A 21203-nucleotide genomic window follows, 5' to 3' on the forward strand; every position below is an offset into this window, starting at 1 on the left:
TTTTTCAATTCCTCTGCGCGCTTTCTGCACTAACTTTACCTCCGTCACATTTGTTGACACTCCGTTAATTTATACAAAAAACTAACTGTATTACTGTATCTGAATAACGCCGACCGGCGTCGCTCCTGACGCAGTACGACATATCAACAAGGTGAATTTATGCAATCTGAAGAACAGCGTTTAATTGACGGGCTTTTTAGTCGCTTACAACAGGCTGAGTCCAACACGGCACCGCGTGATGCGGAAGCTGAACGTGTGATTCAGGCCCATATTCGTCAGCAGCCATCTGCCCCGTATTACATGGCGCAGGCAATGATTATTCAGGAAGCGGCGCTGACCAAACTGAATGCGCAGGTACAAGAATTGCAACAGCAGGTTCAGCAGTTGCAACAACAGGCGCAGACGGCCAAACCGCAAAGCACCGGTTTTCTGGCTGGCTTGTTTGGCGGTGGCACGTCTCAGCCTGAACCGCAACGCCAGGCGTCGCAGGGCAGCCAGCCCATTCCCGGTACACAAGGCTGGGGAAGTCAGCCTCAGCAACAGCAATATGCCCAACAGCCGCAACAGCAGGCACCGGCACAAGCTGCACCCCAGCAGCCGGGTTTTCTGGGCAGTGCATTGCGCACGGCGGCGGGCGTCGCGGGTGGGGTGGTGCTGGCGGATATGCTGACCGGCATGTTCCATCACAGCCAGCCGCAGGAAATCGTCAATATCATCGAAGAACCGCCAGTGCAGGATCTCAATCCTGCCGACAGCAGCTTCCTCGATAACAGTCAGGGTTTCGACAGCAATCAGCCGTCATGGGAAGATGCGTCGCTGCGTAATGACAATTCGGATTTGGGGTTTGGAAATGATGACTTCAACACTGATGATTTCAACAATGATGATGACTCATTCTTCTAACCGGTTGATGTCATAAGGCTATTAAGGGGCTTTTTGGCAGCAGAAAAAAGCAGCAGAAGGTGAAGAGTGAGAGGTTTATCGCTTATTGCCATCAGAATTCTGGACAAAAGCCAAATCTGTTGCTGTACTGTGTTTGACACACATTTTGTGTCCAACATTCACGTAAAGGTAAGTTTGATGTCTAAGATTAAAGGTAGCGTTAAGTGGTTCAATGAATCTAAAGGTTTTGGTTTCATTACCCCTGAAGATGGCAGCAAAGATGTTTTCGTTCATTTCTCTGCTATTTCCAGCAACGGTTTCAAAACCCTTGCTGAAGGCCAACGCGTAGAGTTCGAAATCACCAATGGTGCCAAAGGCCCGTCGGCTGCTAACGTTATCGCTATCTGACTTTAGCCGATTTATTGAAAAACCCGCCGAAGCGGGTTTTTTTTTGCCTGCCGTTCGCCAGAACCTTATGCCGGTTTACGCACCAGCGTCACGAACATCAGGATGGCAATCGCGTAGCAGCCGAGAATGGTCAGCCCCATCGACAACGCCGGATGGCTGCCGAAACCCGTTACCGGTACGGCAACCGCCCCGAGCGCAAACATACACACGCCCAGCAGGGCAGACGCGCTGCCTGCATTTTTCCCCTGACTTTGCATCGCCAGCGAGCCTGCATTCGGGCTGATAATCCCGATCACCATCACCGAGAAGAACAGCGGCACCAGTAACATCACGAGTGGCGCATTCAGGCTGGCGGCAATCACCAGCGCCACCGAGGCCACTGCGGCGATGCACAAACCGGCCTTGACCAGCGCCATTTCGCCGAAGCGGCGGCTCAGACGGGTAGACACCTGTGCGGAAATCACCAGGCCGATGCCGTTAATCGCAAAGCACAGGCTGAACATCTGCGGGCTGAGATGGTAAATCTGTTGCAGCACAAAAGGTGACGCGCCGATATACGCGAACATCCCGGCCATAATAAAGCCCTGTGTCAGGCACAGCCCCATAAATGGACGATGTTTCAGCAGGCTGAATACCGAGCCCAGCATGCTGAAAATACCGCCCCCTGAACGGCGTTCGGGCGTTAAGGTTTCATGCAATTTTAGCGAGGAGAAGCTGAACAGTAAGATGGCAATAAACGCCAGTACGCCGAATATTCCCCGCCAGTTAACCCAGTGCAACATTGCGCCGCCCATTACCGGGGCGATGATCGGTGCCAGCCCGTTCACCAGCATCAGCAACGCAAAAAACCGTGTCAGTTCGTGCCCGTTATACAAATCCCTTGCCACCGCGCGTGACAATACCGCGCCACCGGCACCGGCGATCCCTTGCAACAGACGAGCGACAATCAGCTGACTGATGTCCTGTGCCACCGCACACCAGACCGAGGCAGCCAGCAATAACGCCAGTGACCATAACAGCGGGCGCATACGGCCATAGCGGTCGCTTAGCGGGCCGAACAGTAACTGGCCGAAACCGAGGCCGAGTAAACCGGCGGTCAGGCTTAACTGCGCGCTGGCGGTGGACGTATTCAGGTCGCCAGCCATCTCCGGCAATGCCGGTAAATATAAATCCGTACATAACGGCCCGAGTGCGGCAAGCGAGCCGAGAACAAGGGCGTAACCGAGGCGTTTTTCGTGCAGGTGAGCGCTCATGGTAAAAGTTTATTCCAGTTTGCTGGTGGTTAAATCCGTTTCGAAGAGGCTCCGGAAGTAGCGATGGTATAAGGCTTCCAGAATCTCAGCGTCGGCGTGAACAGTCGTCAGGCGACGAAAAGCCGTGCCTTCGCAAATGACCGCTAATGATTCGACTTTTGCGGTCATTTCAGCATCGGAAAATTGCGGGAAGGTGGCACTGAGGAGCGTTTTTGCTTCGTTAAAAAGCTGTTTTTCGGAGTCACGCCAGATTTTTTCCACGATCGGATTGCGGGTCGCTTCTGCGGCGACTTCCAGCATCAGCGCGTGGTCAATTTCGGCCTGCTCTTTTTGTTCGATGCACTGATCTTCTTTATACGGCGCGCTTAAATTGCCAATCCGACGGTGCGCCAGGTTATGAGCCACCTGCTGCAAATTATGCGCGTTGCCGGTCATCAGCCTGATTTTTTTCATCACTATTCGCCGCACGATATCTTCGATGATCGCATCTTTATTGGCGAAGTAGCGGTATATCTGCCCCACACTGAGCTGTGAAGTTTTAGCGATTTCAGCCATACCGGCACCGTGGAAACCATGCTTGCGAAAACACAGGCGGGCGGCGGCAATAATCTGGTCGCGTCGGGCGCTGATGCGCGCATCTTTAGTGCATTGTTGTGGGTGAAGCATGAGATACCCGGTAATGTGACTGATGTAGGTTGCGAACGATCATTCTCAAGTATAGGCAATAAGGAGGAACAGGTAAATATTTGTATTATGAATGAAATAAAAAGTGGCGTTTCGTTTCCGCGCATTTAAGCGTGACGCACAAAGGCAAACGGCGCAATCCAGAGGAATGCGCCGTTTACGGGAAAGGGGGGCTGCGGGTCAGGCGGGGCTGTTAAGCAAAGTATGCCTGTAAAAAAGCCACAACTGTCAGAACACAGAGGGCAACAACCAGGAACTCAGAAGACGTTTTTGGAACAGAAAACATGTCATACCTCAAAGATAAACCAGAGTGAACTGACGCTATTATCTGCAGATAAGATGAAGGAAACATTAAGATACGGCGGGAGGAGGTGAACCCGCGTCACAGATTTATCACAGCGATGCCTTTTGTCATTAAAAAGGCATCGCCGGAGGATAGGATCAGTGTGCGCTGAACCAGCTGACCAGCATAAACGCCAGTAATGTCATGGCCAGTGAGCCGGCCAGATTCAGTGCCATGTTCAGCAGGGCGGCGCCAAAGCGACCATCCTGTAGCATGTAAACCACCTCCAGAGAGAAGGTGGAGAAGGTTGTCAGGCCACCGCAGAAGCCGGTGGTGATCAGCAGCTTCCATACCGGGTCGATATGGGTCAGGCGGGTGAAAATCGCGATGCCCAGACCAATGATAAAGGCGCCGACCAGATTCACGGTCAGGGTGCCGGCGGGCAGTAGCGGACTCATTCCGTTCATTTTGAGACTGACATACCAGCGCACAACGCTGCCAATACCACCGCCAATAAAGACTGCAAGTAAGGTGCTAAACATAGTGATACCTTAAAAAATAGATGAAATTCAGAAAGGCCCGGGCATGACGCTACGAACCTCTCGCGAGATTGCGCAGACATCATCAGCCGGTAAAGGCGGTTTGGGAGGAATGTCATCTCCACAGTGCAAAGTAATGCAGGCGCTCAGTTTACATTGTGTGATGGCGCTTGTGTAGACGCGTTTCGGAAACAGTTTGTGAAAAGGAAAAGGCGATGTTAATCAGAGAAGGTACCGTGCAGGATGCGCCAGTTCTGGCGCAATTGCTGGGGGATTTGGATTATCCCAACAGGTCTGAAGCGATAGCAGAACGTGTGGCAAAAATGGCCGTGAACCCGGACAGCCGCCTGTTAGTGGCCGAAACAGAAGGTCAGGCTGTCGGGTTTATTTCGTTGCATTTCATTCCGCAAATTGCGCTGGCTGGCGAATTTTGCCGTATCAGTTATTTGTGCGTCAGCGATCACGCGCGTGGCAGCGGTATTGGCCAGAAATTGCTGGATGAGGCCGAACGTCTGGCAGCGGACCGGGGGTGTGACCGGATGGAAGTTCACAGCCATACCCGCCGTGTACGCGCCCACACTTTTTATGCGCGGGCGCAGTACGAGGAATCGCCAAAGTATCTGCTGAAAAAACTCTGAATGATCAGACATCCAGCGCCAGCACGATAGCGTCGGCGATCAGATCAACCTGCTCCGGTTTCATCTGACTGGTGCTGATACGGATAAATTGCCCCGGCCCGATGCGGCTGCGTTCGCCGGGCAGAACCGCAATACCACGCGCGGCCATCGTTACCAGCGCAAACTGTTCCGATGGCACCGGGATCCACATTGCCAGTCCGTCGCGGTCGGGGATATTCACGCCGCGAATGCGCAACGCATCGGACATGGCTTTGCGTCGCTCCGCATACACTTTTTTAGCCTGCGTAATCCCCTCCTGCGTTTTCGGATCGTTAATCAGCCACGCCAGTGCTTCCTGCAAAATACGGCTCGACCAGCCGGCACCAAAGTTACGGAATGATTTGATTTGTTTGATTAAATCCACCGATCCCGAAATCACCGCCAGCCGCAAATCCGGGCCGTACGCTTTGGAATAAGAACGGACATGCACCGTGCGGTCCGGCAGTTTGCTGCCCATACTCAGCGGCGCGTAACGTGACAACTGTCCGATCCCGTCATCTTCAATAATCAGTGTGTTACTTTGGCTGAGAATGTTGGCCAGCGCAGCATAACGTTCTGCGTTAATCGCATGGCCACAATGCGAATGGGTACGTGGCTGAAAAATAAAGGCTGAAGGATTTTTCAGCAGTGCCTGACTGAGTGATTCCGGCGTGGGGCCGAATTCGTCGCACTTCACCGGAATGACCTGCGCACCGAGATTGTCCAGCATATCCAGCAGGCGTGTGGCAGTCGGGTCTTCAATTGCCACCACCGAACCCTGCATCAGCAGGGTTTGCAGCGTCAGGTTCATGCCGTCAAATCCGCCATCCGCCGCCATAAAAGCGGGGGCGTCATAAGGCCAGTCCTGGCGTGCGGCCTCAAGCAGCGACGGCGCGATAGCCTCACGCTGATAACTGTTCAGATTGTCTGCGCCAACACCGCGCTGCATGGCTTCGTGCAAGTCAGGCAACAGTGCCGGATCCGGCGATGACAGCGCCAGATCCGCAATAATATGCTCACCAAAATTGCCGATTTTCTCGAAGCGTGCCGGTCGTGGAGACAGCATGTCGCCGCACACCCAGACGCCGTTTCGCCCCCGCCCGGCGATCACTTTCTGACGTCGCAACTGACCCCAGGCGGCTGAAACCGTGGCCGGACTGACGCCCAGCGCCTGCGCGAGTTCACGCACGGCGGGAAGATGCGTACCAATCTCGATCACACCGGATCGGATCATCGCTGCGGTTTCAATCGCAATGCCCCGCATGGAACGATCCTGTAATTGCGTCGCTAACCATTCTGCATCCAGCGTTTTTTCGAGAGAGTTTTCTGTCATTTTTTTGCCTTTTGTTCAGTAACAAAGATTCTATTGTACATATTAATTTATGCCATTAGTATCAAACTTAGCCAACACAGGCGATAAAATAATCATCTTGCCGTGAAGATGATGGCCTTAGTAAAAGAATTTGGTGTGTTTTCGGGCAGGTTTGTAAACGCACAGTTGTTTTTCTGCATATCAACCATGCTGACACTTAAGGGGAAAGATGTGACGATTACCATCAGGCTGGCGGTTCGTGACTGGGATTATTTTACGCCGCTGGCATTAGGCGATCTTAAACCGGAAGGGTTTAATCTCGAGATAGACCGCGTGGGCACTTTGGTTGATAACCTGGGGACCAGCGATAAATACGATGCGGGTGAAGTGTCTTTCAGCCGTTATGCACAAGGGCGTGCGCGGGGCGAATCTGATTTACTGGCGATACCGCATTTTCTGATGCGCGGCTTCCGTCAGCGCTGCATCATCACCCGTGAAGACAGCCCGCTGACCGAACTTTATCAACTGGCCGGTAAACGTATTGGCCTGACCGGCTGGCAGGATTCCGGCAATACCTGGACCCGCACGTTGCTGGCACTTGAAGGTGTGGGCATTGAAGATGCGAACTGGTATGTCGGCCGCCTGACCGAAGCGCACCCGATTGTTGACCGTCTGGCCGGTTTTGGCCGCGAAGGGCGCATCGAAGCCGTGCCGGAAGAACGTCCTATGATGGAGTTGTTACAGGAAGGCTGGCTGGATGCGGTATTTACACCGTTTATGCCTGAGGGATTCTTCAAACCTGATTCCGGTTTCCGTCAGTTCCAGCCGGATTTTCGTGCCGCCGAACTGGCCTATTTCAACCGCGTCGGGTACATCCCCGGTATTCACCTGCTGGCAATCAAACCTGCGCTGGCCGAAGAGCATCCGTGGTTACCGCAGGCGCTGAGCGAAATCATCGATCGCTCTTATGAAGTCTGGATGGATAAGCGCGCGAAATATGCCGATACCACGCCATGGTTGCTGGATGATTTACGTCGCACTGTGGTCGATTTACCTGCGGACTGGAATGCAAACGGTTACGCCGCCAATGAAAAGATGATCGACGATTTTGCGCAGGAATTACATGCCCAGGGGCTGACTGCCAGGCGCCTGACGCCGGGAGATTTGTTCCCGAACTTTGCTCAGTAACACTTAACCGATCGCTTTCACAAGTAAGCGACGGGGGGAGTCAAAAATGAAAGTTGCATTAGGTCAGTTTGCGGTTTCCCGTGAATGGGAAGCCAACGTCGAAACCTGTCTTTCGCTGATGGCGAAATCTGTCGAAGCGGGCGTGGATTTGCTGGTGCTGCCGGAAGGCATTCTGGCGCGTGACATTACCGATCCGGATTTGGTTTTAAAAGCAGCACAACCTCTGGATGGCCCGTTTGTCAGTCAGTTGCTGGCGGCCAGTCGTGGCAATCAGATGACCACCATGATGAGCGTGCATACGCCTGCACCGGATGGCCGTGCATATAACGTGCTGATTTCAATCCGTAATGGCGAGATTATTTCTGAATATCAAAAGTTGCATCTTTATGATGCGTTCTCCTCTCAGGAATCAAAAAATGTCACGGCGGGTGACGAAATACCGCCGCTGGTGAATGTCGCCGGGTTTAACGTCGGCCTGATGACCTGTTATGACGTGCGGTTCCCGGAGCTGGCGCGGCGTTTGGTGCTCGACGGTGCCGATGTACTGGTGCTGCCTGCCGCGTGGGTGAAAGGTCCGCTGAAAGAAATGCATTGGGAAGTGCTGGTCACGGCACGCGCACTGGAAAACACCACCTATATGGTGGCCGTGGGTGAATGTGGCGAGCGCAATATCGGCAACAGTATGGTGGTCGATCCGTTGGGTGTGGCTATTGCCCGCGCAGCCGAGGCCCCGGCACTGGTGTTTGCCGAGCTGGATAAAGATCGTCTGGCGCATGCCAGAAAAGTGTTACCGGTGCTGGCAAACCGTCGTTTTGGTTTACCGCAACTGCGTAACGACTGAGTCTGTGCGCGGCCGGTCCTCAACGGCTGCCTCAGCGCTCATGCAGTACCGCGCCCTCACCAGGGGATGCGTTTGTTTTTTCTATAGATAAACAGCCATAAAAAGAAAAACCCGGAAAGTTGCCACGGAAGGTAATCACTATAAAACCACAACATTCATAAACTCACAGACCGACTTTTTACACAGAGGAAACAAGAGAATGATGGCAAAACAACTTCGTCAGATTGCTGTACTGACCGCTGCATTACTTTCCGTATCTTCCATAAATGCCTTTGCTGCTGAAAACGTGACAATCCCGACTCAGACGATGGATCCGGCGATCCACGCAAAATTACCTGCGGATATTCAGAAGTCAGGTGTGATGACCTCTGTGAATAACGGCTCTTTCCCTCCGTATGAAATCGTGACCAGCGCCAACGGTCTGGATGGCGCGAGTGCGGATCTGGCGCATGCGCTGGCACAAGTCATGGGGGTAAAAATAGAGCATGCTTCCGTGAGCGGCTTATCCGGCATCCTCAGCGGCATGGCCGCAGGACGCTACCAGATGGGCATCGGCCCGATCGGCGATTATCCTGATCGTCAGGCGAAAAATGATTTCATCGATTTCGTCAAAGAATATGTCGTCTTCGGGGTGCGCAAAGGTAACCCGGAAAATATCAATTCCCTTGATGATACCTGCGGTAAACGCATTGCCGTGATGGCGGGGGGATCGGCTGAACAGGTTATCCGTAAGCAGTCTGATGTGTGTGTCAAAGACGGCAAACCGGCCGTGACTGTACAGTCATTTGCCGATCAGCCTACGTCGATTCTGGCGGTTCGTTCTAACCGTTCCGACGCGTTCTTCTCTTCTCAGGCACCGCTGACCTATTTTGTGGAAAAAGCCAACGGTCAGCTTGAACTGACCGGCACCGGCAAATCCAACGGCTTTGGCGATATCTTCCAGGGGACGGTCGTCGCCAAAGACTCACCGGTTCGTGACGCGATCCTCGCCGGTTATCAGAAACTGTTCGACAACGGCACGTACGCCATCATCATGAAAAAATGGGGGCTGGAAGGCAATATGATTTCAGCACCGGGCATTAACCTGGCAAAGGCGCAGTCTAAATGACGGATAAATCGTATAGTTCAACGCCGGCAGTCAAGGACGACTATACGCAGGATCCGCGACGTAACGTTGAGTTTTCCCACGCACCGCGTAACTACGGCCGCTGGATTGCCTGGATAGTGGTGTTGCTGATTGCCGCTGATGTGGTTTGGGCCGTTTCGCACAACCCGAACTTCGAATGGCATGTGGTGGCGCAGTGGTTCACGGAAGGGTCGGTGATCAAAGGTCTGGGCGTCACGCTCGGCCTTACCGTGGTGTCGATGCTGCTCGGTGTGTTCATCGGGCTGATGCTGGCGATTGCCCGTTTGTCTGACAGCCTGTTGCTGAGAAGATTAGCAGGGCTGTATATCTGGTTCTTCCGCGGCACGCCGCTGCTGGTACAGTTATTGTTCTGGTACAACATGTCGACGCTGTTCCCGCGCGTGGTACTCGGCGTCCCGTTTGGCCCGGAGTACATGAGCTGGAATACCAATGATCTGATCACGCCGCTGACCGCTGCCATTGCCGGTCTGGCGCTGAATGAAGCGGCATATATGGCAGAAATCATTCGGGCAGGCTTGCTGTCAGTCGATAACGGTCAGGCGGAAACCGCGCAGGCATTTGGCATGAGTCGTGGCCGTGCGCTGCGCCGGATCATCATTCCGCAGGCCATGCGTTCGATTATTCCGCCGACCGGTAACCAGCTGATCAGCATGATTAAAGCGACGTCGCTGGTCAGCGTTATCGCGATGGGCGATTTGCTGTATTCCGTGCAAACTGTCTACAACCGGACCTTTGAAGTGGTGCCTATGCTGATGGTAGCGGTGATCTGGTATCTGTTTATCACGTCATTGCTCAATCTCGGACAGTCTGCGATTGAACGCTATTATTCCCGCGGTACACGCCGGACGTTGCCAAATGCCAAACGGCGTCAGAGCAATGCGGAAGAAAAAACCGCGCCGATCATCAATTCACCGGGCATGGCCCAAAAGGAGGACTTATGAGTCAATTGCCCGCTGACGTACAGTCATCCGGACAAGCATCACTGGTGGTCGCCCGTAATGTGCATAAAAGTTATGGTGATAACGAAGTGCTGAAGGGGATTGATCTGGATGTGAAACCCAGCGAAGTGGTGGTGATCCTCGGGCCGTCGGGTTCAGGTAAATCGACATTCTTGCGCTGTATAAATCATCTGGAAGATATTGATCGCGGTTCCATTATGGTCGGTGGCGAGCAAATCGGTTATGAACTGCGCGGAGACCGTCTGCATAAACTGCCCGAACGGGCGATTGCGCGGCAACGCCGGGATATCGGCATGGTATTCCAGCAATTCAATCTTTATCCGCACATGACCGTATTGCAAAACATCATTGAAGCGCCGGTTGGTGTGCATAAAGAAAGCCGTCATGAAGCGGAGAAATATGCGCGTGAATTGCTGCAAAAAGTCGGCCTGAGTGATAAAGCGAATGCCTACCCGCGTCATCTTTCCGGTGGTCAGCAACAGCGCGTTGCTATCGCCCGTGCGCTGGCGGTGAAACCTAAACTGATGTTGTTCGATGAGCCAACGTCCGCACTCGACCCTGAACTGGTGGGCGAAGTGCTGGCTACCATGCGGGATCTGGCAAAGCAGGGGCTGACGATGATTGTGGTGACGCATGAAATCGGTTTTGCAAAAGAGGCTGCAGATCGCGTGGTGTTTATGGATCGCGGCGTTGTCGTTGAGCAGGGGGCAGCGGATGATGTTCTGGTCAATCCGAAACATCAGCGGACACAGGCTTTCCTGAGCCGCTTTATCTGATCCGAAATCAAGTTTGCAGGTGGTTTGCTGTAAATAAAGACAGAAGTCCTTTATGGGCGTGCTGTTCACGCTCATAATAACTCACTCTGGTCACAATGCGCACAGTTGCGGATCCGTTCTGTTACATTTTCGGGTTGTATTAACGTCGCGAATGGCCGTTAATAACGGCAAATTGTCACTGCTGTTTTCCAGCACTCAGTGTAAAGAAGGTATGTATGGAAGGTTTAAGTATTACTAAATTGTTGGTGGTCGGCGTGCTGATCGTTCTGTTGTTCGGTACCAGCAAACTGCGTTCTCTGGGCGGTGACCTGGGCGCGGCACTGCGTGGCTTTAAGAAAGCCATGAACGATGATCCGGCTCCCGCTTCTGCTGAAAAAACCGCAGAAGAAAAGCCAGCTCAACGTGTTGAGCACAAAGACTGAGTTTTCAGAACGTCAGTCTCCGGCCTCTTAGCAAACGAAAAAGGTTGTTCTTGCGAACAACCTTTTTGTCTTTCTGAAGCGAAAAAGTAACGAGATATTACTTAACTTCTAACCCCTTGGCTTGCAGGTCGGCGTGATAAGAAGAACGCACGAACGGACCGCAGGCTGCATGGGTGAAGCCCATTTCCATCGCTGCTTCTTTCATCTGATCAAACTCTTCAGGGCTCACATAACGCTGCACCGGAAGATGGTGACGGCTTGGCTGTAAGTACTGGCCGAGTGTCAGCATCGTTACGCCATGACGACGCAGATCGCGCATCACTTCGATAATTTCTTCGTTTGTTTCGCCCAGACCCACCATCAGACCTGATTTGGTTGGAATTTCCGGATGCGCTTCTTTAAAACGTTGCAGCAGCGTCAGGGACCACTCGTAGTTAGCACCCGGACGAACCTGGCGGTAAACACGCGGCACGTTTTCCAGATTGTGGTTAAACACGTCCGGCGGGCTGGCGTTAAGAATTTCCAGCGCACGATCCATACGTCCACGGAAATCTGGTACCAGCGTTTCGATTTTGATGGTCGGGTTTTTTGCACGGATAGCCGTAATACAATCCGCAAAATGCTGAGCCCCGCCGTCGCGCAAGTCATCCCGGTCAACCGAGGTGATCACGACATAACGCAGACCCATATCAGAAATAGTCTGTGCCAGTTTTTCCGGCTCGTTGATATCAGGTGCGGTTGGACGACCATGTGCCACATCGCAGAACGGGCAGCGACGGGTACAAATGGCACCGAGGATCATGAACGTTGCGGTACCGTGGTTGAAGCACTCGGAAAGGTTAGGGCAGGCCGCCTCTTCACAAACGGAATGCAGGCCATTCTTGCGCAGTGCTGATTTAATGCCCTGAATTTTTGTTGAGTCGGCAGGCAGTTTGATTTTCATCCATGCCGGCTTACGTAACATTTCCTGCCGGTCACTGACCACGGTTTTCACCGGAATTAACGCCATCTTATCTGCATCGCGGTATTTGACGCCGCGTTCCATCTGAATCGGTTTACTCATAATCTTGCAGCTTCCAGGTTTGTCACTCGTTACCCGAGTTTTCTCAGGACATTCAATGAACTGGCTGATTCATCAAAAAAAGTAGAAATAATGCGGAAATTATATCATTGAAGCATCCCTTCGTTCAGCCCTTCGTCATGACCGGAAGTGCTAAATGCTGCAATTTTTTAACCTTAAACAGGAAGGGTTATCAAAAAAGGAGTCATTAATTGAATGTAATATTTTGAAAATACTGATTATTTTAGCGGTTCGCTGAGGGGGCTGATGGGGTGTTAATGGTGTGTAAATATTTTCTCGCGCTCCCGATAAATGACAAAAACACGAGGTACGCGAGAAAAGATCAATACAGCCGTATCAACTCTGCCCAAAAATCACGGCGGAGAAGGGGCGTAATGTTCTATCTGCCAGGGCAGATAATCAACCTGCTGATAATCAAGGCGATGGTTGAAGGATTTCACCAGAACCGGCATCACCTGATCGACCGTCAGCCCCGGTTTTTCGAGGCTAGCCTGCGTCATTTCAAGGCCAGCATAACCACAGGGGTTGATGCGGTGGAAAGGCTCCAGATCCATATCAATATTTAATGCCAGGCCGTGTAACGAACAACCTTTGCGGATGCGCAAACCAAGCGAACAAATCTTCTTGCCATCGACATACACGCCCGGCGCGTCCGCACGCGGATAAGCGTCGATAGAGAAGTGTGCCAGCGTATCCACCACCGTTTGCTCAATTGCCGTCACCAGTTGACGGACACCGAGTTTTTTTCGTTTTAAATCCACCATCACGTACATTACCTGCTGACCGGGACCGTGATACGTCACCTGACCGCCGCGATCGCTCTGGATAACCGGAATATCACCGGGCATCAGAACATGTTCAGCTTTGCCTGCCTGACCCTGCGTAAAGACACGGTGATGCTGAACCAGCCAGATTTCATCAAGCGAGTCGGCATTTCGGTGCTCAGTAAAATGGTGCATGGCCAGAGAAACCGGTTCATAGGGCTGAAGACCAAGCTGGCGCAGTACGATACGTTCTTGCGGATTTTGTGATTGCACGGCAGTTATCGTCATTGAAGAGGGGGAAAACGCGCGACAGTGTGACTCCCGCGCGGATCGGTCAGAAAGGGCTTACAGCACCATGCGGACAATTTCGATATTGCCCAGTTCATCGTACAGGGTTTCGACCTGGTCGATGTGAGTCGCAGTGATCGTAATCGAAACGGAGTGGTAATTCCCTTTACTGCTCGGTTTTACCTGAGGATTGTAATCGCCAGGCGCATGGCGTTGCACGACTTCCACAACCTGGTCTACCAGCTCGGGTTGTGCCAGGCCCATTACTTTGTAGGTAAAGGGACAAGGGAATTCGAGCAGTTCGTTCAGTTTGGTTTTCATGTGCACTCCAGCGTGTTGTACAGCGTATTAAGTGTTGTCTCTGAAAGTATAACTCCCGCCGTAGCGGGAGCTATAATCTATACCGGTTATATGGGGATTGTTGCAAACTTTTTCAAGCGGGCAACTTAGCCAAACCAGTGGTGGAACATCAGTTTGATGTAATCCACGATGCGACCGAAGAAGCCGCCTTCTTTCACTTCGTTCATGACCACCAGAGGGCGCTCATCAATGGTTTTGCCATCAAGCTGGAAGTTGATCGACCCAACCACCTGATTTTTCTGCAAGGGCGCATGCAGTTCCGGTGTGTTCAGCACGTAGCTGGCTTTCAGATCTTTCATACGACCACGTGGGATCGTCAGGTAAGCATCTTTCTCAACGCCCAGTGCGACGCGGTCGGTATCACCGAACCAGACAGGTTCTGACGCGAACTCTTTACCGGCTTTCAGCGGAGAAACGGTTTCGAAGAAACGGAAGCCCCAGGTCAGTAACTTTTTACTTTCAACTTCACGGCCTTTATACGTATGACCGCCCATCACTGCGGAGATCAGACGCATCTGGCCTTCTGTCGCAGAAGCTACCAGGTTATAGCCCGCTGAATCAGTATGACCGGTTTTAATGCCGTCAACATTCAGGCTGTTATCCCACAACAAACCGTTACGGTTCATCTGGCGGATATTGTTGAAGGTGAATTCTTTCTCTTTGTAGGTGGCATATTCTTCCGGTACATCACGGATCAGCGCCTGACCAATCAGCGCCATATCGCGGGCTGAGCTGTACTGGCCAGCGGCATCAAGACCATGAACGGTGCCGAAATGGGTATTTTTCAGACCCAGAGAGTTCACGTAATTGTTCATGATGGCAACGAAAGCATCCTGACTTCCGGCCACATGGTCGGCCATTGCCACACAGGCGTCGTTACCGGATTGCAGAATGATCCCGCGGTTGAGCTCAGAAACCGGTACACGGTCGCCGGGTTTGAGGAACATCAGGGAAGAGCCCTTGAACACCGGATTGCCGGTTGCCCAGGCGTCCGGACCCACGGTAACGATGTCGGTCGGAGAGATTTTGCCGGCTTTGATGGACTGACCGATAACATAACTGGTCATCATTTTAGTCAGGCTGGCTGGGTCGCGGCGCGCATCGGCATTCATTTCTGCCAGAACTTTGCCGGAGTTGTAGTCGATCAGGATATAGGCTTCAGCATCAATCTGCGGAACGCCAGGGATCATTGTTTTTAAATTAACATCGTCGGCATAGGCGGACGCTGCACTCAGAGTGATTACGGTGCCAAATGCGAGGCTTTTGACTAAACGTGAAGTATTTACAAGTTTCATGATCGGGACAACAACATCCGTGGGAGTAAGTGATAAACGTGCGCCACTATAGCAGAAGAGTCATAAGTCAGACATCTTCGATTACCGGCGCTTACTGACTTTTACTTATAAGACAGGGGACTTATAAGAACGGGGCCGATGCCCCGTATTTTGAGATTACATGCCAGCAGTGACGAAAGACTGCTGCTGAGCTTCGCTGGCCAGTCGCTGTTTCAGCTGTTCGGCCTGCTGGCGGGTGCTGAACGGACCAAGCTGCACGCGATAGGTGCTGCCATTGGCCTGTACTTTACCGGGTACAGAGAAGCGCTGGCTGAGGCTTTTTTGCCACAGTTGCGCGTTCTGAGGATTACTCAGTGCGCCAACCTGTACCATAAATCCCGAGGAAGGAATGGCAGTGGTATGCGCAGGCGCTGCGGAGGCCGCAGCTGCTGCTACCGGTGCGGCACTGGCGACAGCAACCGGTGCTGTTACCGGTTCGCTGCCTTCTAACACACCCTGACGCAGAGGTGTTGGCGCGCTCAGAAACCCGCCGCCACCGCTGTTACCGGACATCGTGGTCGCTGCTGGCGCAGAGGCTACGGTGCCGTTGTTATCTTCGTCATTCGTTAATGGCGCAGCATTAGGATTACTCAGGGTGCTGTTACTGATCGGGCGTACATCTGACGTATTCGCCGGCTCTGCTGTCAGCGTAGGCGTACCCATATTGCTGGCGCCTAAACTTGGACGAGACGGTAATGCATAAGATTGTTTGGCGACGGTCGTACCAATAGTCCCCGGGCCGGAAAGCGTACCGTCAGGCGCAACGTTGATAAAATCAATGCGTACTTTGGTACTGTTGGTCAGGTTCAGACGGTCTGCCGCAGCCTGAGACAAATCGATAATTTTGCCCGGCACATAAGGGCCACGATCGTTAACACGCACGACCAGCATGCGTCCTGTCGCCATGTTGGTGACGCGGACATAGCTTGGGATCGGCAATGTCGGATGCGCAGCGGTCATGGCTGTCGGGTCGAATTCTTCACCGAGCGCGGTAGTGTTGCCTCCATTCTCCTGACTGTACCAGGCCGCTTGCCCTACCTGCGAAAAGTTGGACGGGTCTTTGATGATCTTATAGGTTTTACCGTTAACGGTATAATCCTGCATCGTGCCCTGATTATAAGGTTCGTAACGCGGATCAGCCCCGCCGATTTCTACCACAGGGCCATTGTAGGCTTGCTGCGGTGCCGGTTGTTGTTGCTGTGTATCTTCAGTGGCACAACCACTTAACAGCAAACCGATAATGACAGCTCCAAGCCACTCCTTACGCATTGCTCACCTCTATAAGTTTTTCGACAACATTTTTCGATGAGTATGTATCGACATAACGATACCAAACCCTGCCATTAGCACGATGAGTGCTGACCCGCCATAGCTGACCAGAGGCAAAGGTACCCCAACTACCGGGACAATACCACTGACCATGCCGATGTTAACAAACACATAAACGAACAGAATCAGCATCAGTCCGCCGGACATCACGCGGCCAAAAGTAGTCTGTGCATGGGCGGCGATCACCAGACCGCGCATGATCAGGCATAAGTACAGCCCAAGCAGCACCAGAACACCAATCAACCCCAATTCTTCGGCGAGTACAGCGAAGATAAAGTCGGTATGTCGCTCGGGCAGGAATTCCAGCTGAGACTGCGTGCCATGCAACCAGCCTTTGCCGGAAAAACCGCCAGAGCCGATGGCAATTTTAGACTGAATAATATGATAGCCCGCACCCAGCGGATCGCTTTCAGGATCAAGCAACATCATGACGCGGTCGCGCTGATAGTCGTGCATCAGGAAGAACCACAGGATCGGGATAAATGCGGCAACCAGCAGGGCGGCGACAGCAATCAGTTTCCAGCTCATGCCCGAAAGGAACAGCACGAATAAACCGGATGCGGCAATCAGGATCGAGGTGCCCAGATCGGGCTGTGCCGCGACCAGCAGGGTAGGGATGAAGATTAATGCCAGGGCAATCGCGGTATTTTTGAGTGAAGGCGGGCAAACGTCGCGGTTGATAAAGCGCGCGACCATCAGAGGCACGGCGATTTTCGCCAGTTCTGACGGCTGGAATTTAATGATCCCCAGATCCAGCCAGCGCTGTGCACCTTTACTGATACTGCCGAAGGCATCCACCAGCACCAGCAGGAAAACGCAGAAGATGTAGAGATAAGGTGCCCAGCTTTCGTAAACGCGCGGCGGGATTTGTGCCATGACCAGCATAATCACCAGACCCATCAGGATCTGGCCGATTTTACGTTCCATCATGCCCATGTCCTGACCACTGGCGCTCCACATCACGAACGCACTGTAGGTCAGCAGCGCGAGCACGATCAGCAACATCGTCAGGTCGATATGCATTTTCGACCACAATGATCTTTTTTGTTGGTTCTCAGTCATTGACGGTTAATCACCTTCGGTTCCCGGTGGCGCTGGCGCGTCAGCCGGTAATTGTGTCGTGTTGTCGCCCAGTAAAATGTGGTCGAGTATCTGGCGTGAAATTGTCCCCACTGCCGGACCCGCACCGCCATTCTCCAGAACTACGGCAACGGCCACGGTCGGTTTGTCATAGGGTGCAAAAGAGGTCATCAGCTTGTGGTCACGCAGATGCTCAGCGATTTTATGCGCATTATAGATTTCATTGGCTTTCAAACCGTAAACTTGTGCTGTCCCGGATTTTGCGGCGGCTTTATAAGGCGCGTCAGCAAAGTACTTGCGGGCCGTACCGTTCGGACGGTTTGCTACGCCATACATACCGTCTTTGGCAATTTCCCAATAGCCGGAATGAATATCGCCAATCTGGGTCGTTTCCTGTTGTTTGTACGGCACCTGCTGGCCGTCAACTTTGGTGCTCAGCAACAAATGTGGCGTTTTGACATTGCCGTCATTAATCAGCGTGGTCATGGCTTTCATGATTTGGATTGGAGTTGCGGTCCAGTAGCCCTGACCGATACCCACCGGAATGGTGTCGCCCTGATACCAGGGTTTTTTGAAGCGTTTAAATTTCCAGTCGCGGTTTGGCATATTCCCGCTACGTTCTTCTGATAAATCGATACCGCTGTACTGGCCGTAACCAAATTTGCCCATCCACTCGGAAAGACGGTCAATCCCCATATCATAAGCAACCTGATAGAAGAAGGTATCAGCCGATTCCTCAAGGGCTTTCGTCACATTCAGGCGACCATGCCCCCAGTGTTTCCAGTCGCGGTAACGCTTGTCTGAACCCGGTAACTGCCACCAGCCTGGATCAAACAGGGAGGTGTTTTTATTGATAACACCCGTTGTCAGCGCAGAAACTGAAATATACGGTTTCACAGTAGACGCTGGCGGATAAACCCCCTGCGTTGTCCGGTTGATCAGCGGCTTATTGGGGTCGTTAAGCAGCGTGTTGTAATCTTTACTGGAGATGCCATCCACAAACAGGTTCGGGTCATAACTCGGGTTAGACACCAGCGCACGGATGGCGCCATCGCGGGGATCGGTAACCACCACAGCGGCGCGGCTGCCGGTCAGCAAGACTTCAATATATTGCTGTAATGGCAAGTCGATCGTCAGGTAAATATCTTTGCCCGCCTGCGGCGGTTCTTCGTGTAGCTGGCGGATAACGCGGCCACGGTTGTTCACTTCAACTTCTTCATAGCCGGTTTTACCGTGCAGCGTATCTTCGTAATAGCGCTCAATGCCGAGCTTACCAATGTCGTGCGTGGCGGCATAGTTGGCCAGAATGCCATCTTTATCGAGGCGTTCAACGTCACGGTCATTGATTTTCGATACATAGCCGATAACGTGCGTCAGCGCTGAACCATACGGATAGTAGCGACGCTGATAGCCTTTGACTTCAACGCCGGGGAAGTGGAACTGGTTGACGGAGAAACGCGCAACCTGAACTTCAGTCAGGGCCGTTTTGACGGCAATAGACGTAAAGCGTCGCGAACGCTGGCGCTCTTTTTTGAAGTTATCGATATCTTCCTGCGTGAGGTCAACTATCGGTTTGAGGCCTTCAAGCGTGGCCTGCAAATCGTCCACTTTTTCCGGCACCAGTTCAAGCTGATAGATCGTGCGGTTCAGCGCCAGCGGCGTACCGTTGCGGTCATAGATAATGCCGCGGCTGGGCGCGATCGGCACCAGCTTGATACGGTTATCGTTAGAACGGGTTTGGTAATCCTGAAAACGGACAATTTGCAGATTATAAAGATTAAAAGCTAAAACGCCGCTAAGTAGCAGAATGCCGATAAACGCCACCAGTGCACGGCGCACAAAGAGGGCTGATTCAGCCGTATAGTCGCGAAAAGGGTTACGATCTATTTTCATCCCACTACTTAATTCATGTTGCTGACATTCACCACCCGTTATTCGCGGTGATATGGATGATTAGTGGTAATACTCCAGGCGCGATAAAGACTTTCCGCCACCAGAACCCGCACCAGCGGGTGAGGAAGCGTCAACGGAGAGAGCGACCAGCTCTGTTCCGCTGCGGCTTTACAGGCCGGTGCCAGCCCTTCCGGACCGCCGATCAACAGGCTGACATTGCGTCCGTCCTGCTTCCAGCGTTCCAGTTGTTGTGCCAGTTGCGGGGTTTCCCATGGTGTCCCTGGAATATCCAGCGTCACGATGCGATTCCCTTTACCGACAGCGGCCAGCATCTGCTCGCCTTCTTTTTCAAGAATGCGCTTGATGTCTGCGTTCTTCCCACGTTTCCCGGCCGGAACCTCTGTCAGTTCAAACGGCATATCTTTAGGGAAACGGTGCAGATAATCGTTAAAACCGGTTTGCACCCAGTCAGGCATTTTTGTGCCGACGGCGACAAGTTGCAGCTTCACGCATCAGCCCCAGAGTTTATCAAGCTCATACAACTGACGGCTTTCTTCCTGCATAACGTGCACGATCACTTCGCCCAGATCGACAACCACCCAGTCAGCTTCATTAATGCCTTTCACACCCATGGCATCAAGGCCAACGGCTTTAATTTCTTCAACCAGATGCCCGGCGATGGACATGACATGGCGGCTTGACGTGCCGGTACAGATAATCATGCAGTCAGTAATACTGGATTTACCTTTAACATCAATGGCGATGATGTCTTGTGCTTTCAGGTCATCGACTTTATCGACAACAAAATCTTGGAGCGCTTTACCTTGCAAAGGTTCCCCCTGGGGATGTTTGAAACAATTGACCTCACGAGATGTCCGCCGGTGTGGCACCGAAGCAATGATCAATCTCATGAAGGATAAACATAGCGGTTGTCTGGAAAACAGCTTAAAACGTTTAACAATCAATACATTGTATTGGTTGATTACGCAGCGTTATCGAGAGCCGAAATTAAGCGGCGCAGTATAGCACGCGTTAGCTACTCGCGGTACAAGCCCTGTGATTCTATATAACGCTCAACGGCGGAAGGCAGTAAATCTGAGCAATCAAGACCCGCATGACGGCGTTCACGGATTTCAGTCGCTGAAATATCCAGCAATGGGGTATTGGCCTGATAAATGAATCCGGCCGGTTTTTGCTTAAGCGCATTGGCATCATTCACCCGATGGGCGTCATACCATTTCTGCAGTTCCGGTGTATCAAGTTGTTCCTGATAACCCGGACGCGCCATCACCACGATATGACAGAAATCCAGTAACGATTCCCAGCGGTGCCACTTATGCAGCGTCAGTAACGAATCCTGGCCAATGATAAACGCCAGCGGGCATTTGTCGCCATGTTCTTTACGTAACGTTGCAAGTGTCTCAATCGTGTAGGAGGGCGTATCAACAGCCAGCTCGCGGGGGTCGACTGAAAACAGCGCGTTATCCGCCACAGCCAGCTTCGCCATATGCAGACGTTGCTGCGGCGTGGCTTCGGGTTGTGGCCGGTGGGGAGGAACGTTGTTGGGCAGCAGGATCACCTGATCAAACCCGGCCTGCGCTGCCAGCGCTGCAACGGGTTTCAGATGACCATAATGGATCGGGTCAAACGTACCGCCAAAAAAAGCCAGCAGCTTTTCAGCGGTTGCAGAAGAATGTGCGGCGCGGCGCGGCATAACGGTGTCC

At 52.5% G+C, this 21203-nt stretch carries 23 protein-coding genes and 1 riboswitch; of the genes, 9 read left to right on the top strand and 14 right to left on the bottom strand.

The window, feature by feature from the left end:
• Positions 1-159: 159 nt before the first annotated feature.
• Both DXU84_RS01110 and cspE read left to right on the top strand, forming a co-directional pair.
• Positions 160-903: a DUF2076 domain-containing protein gene (locus DXU84_RS01110; protein WP_013576515.1), complete on the top strand. Its 744-nt coding sequence runs from the start codon at positions 160-162 to the stop codon at positions 901-903.
• A gap of 177 nt (positions 904-1080) precedes the next feature.
• Complete coding sequence (cspE, locus tag DXU84_RS01115) at positions 1081-1290, top strand: transcription antiterminator/RNA stability regulator CspE (protein WP_009636912.1); 210 nt, start codon at positions 1081-1083, stop codon at positions 1288-1290.
• 65 nt (positions 1291-1355) lie between these two features.
• On the opposite strand, the gene DXU84_RS01120 is transcribed toward cspE, so the two are convergent.
• The 3 genes from DXU84_RS01120 to crcB form a co-directional block, all read right to left on the bottom strand.
• Positions 1356-2543: a multidrug effflux MFS transporter gene (locus DXU84_RS01120; RefSeq protein WP_153374609.1), complete on the bottom strand. Its 1188-nt coding sequence runs from the start codon at positions 2541-2543 to the stop codon at positions 1356-1358.
• A 9-nt stretch (positions 2544-2552) separates the two neighbouring features.
• Positions 2553-3209 carry a TetR family transcriptional regulator gene (locus DXU84_RS01125; RefSeq protein ID WP_013576513.1) on the bottom strand — a complete coding sequence of 219 codons (657 nt, stop codon included), beginning with the start codon at positions 3207-3209 and terminating at the stop codon, positions 2553-2555.
• A gap of 459 nt (positions 3210-3668) precedes the next feature.
• Positions 3669-4052 (bottom strand): fluoride efflux transporter CrcB, encoded by a 384-nt coding sequence (crcB, locus tag DXU84_RS01130; protein ID WP_037037017.1) that lies wholly within the window; start codon positions 4050-4052, stop codon positions 3669-3671.
• 66 nt (positions 4053-4118) lie between these two features.
• Positions 4119-4181: riboswitch (Fluoride riboswitch) on the bottom strand.
• Between the two features lie 83 nt (positions 4182-4264).
• On the opposite strand from crcB, the gene DXU84_RS01135 reads away from it, so the two are divergent.
• Complete coding sequence (locus tag DXU84_RS01135) at positions 4265-4687, top strand: GNAT family N-acetyltransferase (protein ID WP_037037019.1); 423 nt, start codon at positions 4265-4267, stop codon at positions 4685-4687.
• Between the two features lie 4 nt (positions 4688-4691).
• Here the strand turns inward: DXU84_RS01135 and DXU84_RS01140 are convergent, their stop codons facing one another.
• On the bottom strand, positions 4692-6038 hold the full coding sequence (locus DXU84_RS01140; RefSeq protein WP_013576510.1) for an aminotransferase class I/II-fold pyridoxal phosphate-dependent enzyme: 1347 nt from the start codon (positions 6036-6038) through the stop codon (positions 4692-4694).
• A gap of 210 nt (positions 6039-6248) precedes the next feature.
• On the opposite strand from DXU84_RS01140, the gene DXU84_RS01145 reads away from it, so the two are divergent.
• From DXU84_RS01145 to tatE, 6 genes are all read left to right on the top strand, one after another.
• Complete coding sequence (locus DXU84_RS01145; protein ID WP_041673235.1) at positions 6249-7205, top strand: nitrate ABC transporter substrate-binding protein; 957 nt, start codon at positions 6249-6251, stop codon at positions 7203-7205.
• 46 nt (positions 7206-7251) lie between these two features.
• Positions 7252-8046 (top strand): deaminated glutathione amidase, encoded by a 795-nt coding sequence (locus DXU84_RS01150; RefSeq protein WP_013576508.1) that lies wholly within the window; start codon positions 7252-7254, stop codon positions 8044-8046.
• 199 nt (positions 8047-8245) lie between these two features.
• Complete coding sequence (locus tag DXU84_RS01155; RefSeq protein ID WP_013576507.1) at positions 8246-9154, top strand: ABC transporter substrate-binding protein; 909 nt, start codon at positions 8246-8248, stop codon at positions 9152-9154.
• Positions 9151-10134, top strand: coding sequence for an amino acid ABC transporter permease (locus tag DXU84_RS01160; protein ID WP_013576506.1), 984 nt, complete (start codon positions 9151-9153; stop codon positions 10132-10134). Before DXU84_RS01155 ends, DXU84_RS01160 begins: the two co-directional genes overlap by 4 nt.
• On the top strand, positions 10131-10928 hold the full coding sequence (locus DXU84_RS01165; RefSeq protein WP_013576505.1) for an amino acid ABC transporter ATP-binding protein: 798 nt from the start codon (positions 10131-10133) through the stop codon (positions 10926-10928). Before DXU84_RS01160 ends, DXU84_RS01165 begins: the two co-directional genes overlap by 4 nt.
• Positions 10929-11143: 215 nt before the next feature.
• Positions 11144-11350: a twin-arginine translocase subunit TatE gene (tatE, locus tag DXU84_RS01170; RefSeq protein ID WP_013576504.1), complete on the top strand. Its 207-nt coding sequence runs from the start codon at positions 11144-11146 to the stop codon at positions 11348-11350.
• A 97-nt stretch (positions 11351-11447) separates the two neighbouring features.
• On the opposite strand, the gene lipA is transcribed toward tatE, so the two are convergent.
• The 10 genes from lipA to nadD form a co-directional block, all read right to left on the bottom strand.
• Entirely contained in the window at positions 11448-12413 is a 966-nt protein-coding gene (gene lipA, locus DXU84_RS01175) for a lipoyl synthase (protein ID WP_119261859.1), read from the bottom strand.
• A gap of 371 nt (positions 12414-12784) precedes the next feature.
• Entirely contained in the window at positions 12785-13483 is a 699-nt protein-coding gene (gene lipB / locus DXU84_RS01180) for a lipoyl(octanoyl) transferase LipB (RefSeq protein ID WP_037037026.1), read from the bottom strand.
• A 57-nt stretch (positions 13484-13540) separates the two neighbouring features.
• Positions 13541-13804, bottom strand: coding sequence for a DUF493 family protein YbeD (gene ybeD / locus DXU84_RS01185; RefSeq protein WP_013576500.1), 264 nt, complete (start codon positions 13802-13804; stop codon positions 13541-13543).
• Between the two features lie 125 nt (positions 13805-13929).
• Positions 13930-15138 (bottom strand): D-alanyl-D-alanine carboxypeptidase DacA, encoded by a 1209-nt coding sequence (gene dacA, locus DXU84_RS01190; RefSeq protein WP_013576499.1) that lies wholly within the window; start codon positions 15136-15138, stop codon positions 13930-13932.
• A gap of 156 nt (positions 15139-15294) precedes the next feature.
• Positions 15295-16446 carry an endolytic peptidoglycan transglycosylase RlpA gene (rlpA, locus tag DXU84_RS01195; RefSeq protein WP_013576498.1) on the bottom strand — a complete coding sequence of 384 codons (1152 nt, stop codon included), beginning with the start codon at positions 16444-16446 and terminating at the stop codon, positions 15295-15297.
• 9 nt (positions 16447-16455) lie between these two features.
• The gene (mrdB, locus tag DXU84_RS01200) at positions 16456-17568 is read right to left on the bottom strand and encodes a peptidoglycan glycosyltransferase MrdB (RefSeq protein WP_013576497.1); all 1113 of its coding nucleotides are present in this window, start codon (positions 17566-17568) and stop codon (positions 16456-16458) included.
• A gap of 6 nt (positions 17569-17574) precedes the next feature.
• Entirely contained in the window at positions 17575-19479 is a 1905-nt protein-coding gene (gene mrdA / locus DXU84_RS01205) for a peptidoglycan DD-transpeptidase MrdA (RefSeq protein WP_013576496.1), read from the bottom strand.
• Between the two features lie 38 nt (positions 19480-19517).
• Positions 19518-19988, bottom strand: a complete 471-nt coding sequence (gene rlmH / locus DXU84_RS01210; protein ID WP_013576495.1) for a 23S rRNA (pseudouridine(1915)-N(3))-methyltransferase RlmH — start codon at positions 19986-19988, stop codon at positions 19518-19520.
• A 3-nt stretch (positions 19989-19991) separates the two neighbouring features.
• Positions 19992-20309: a ribosome silencing factor gene (rsfS, locus tag DXU84_RS01215; RefSeq protein ID WP_153374613.1), complete on the bottom strand. Its 318-nt coding sequence runs from the start codon at positions 20307-20309 to the stop codon at positions 19992-19994.
• 206 nt (positions 20310-20515) lie between these two features.
• The gene (nadD, locus tag DXU84_RS01220) at positions 20516-21193 is read right to left on the bottom strand and encodes a nicotinate-nucleotide adenylyltransferase (protein ID WP_013576493.1); all 678 of its coding nucleotides are present in this window, start codon (positions 21191-21193) and stop codon (positions 20516-20518) included.
• Between the last annotated feature and the right edge of the window lie 10 nt (positions 21194-21203).

Source organism: Rahnella sp. RcJ3 (assembly GCF_009498575.1).
Classification (GTDB): Bacteria; Pseudomonadota; Gammaproteobacteria; order Enterobacterales; family Enterobacteriaceae; genus Rahnella; species Rahnella aceris.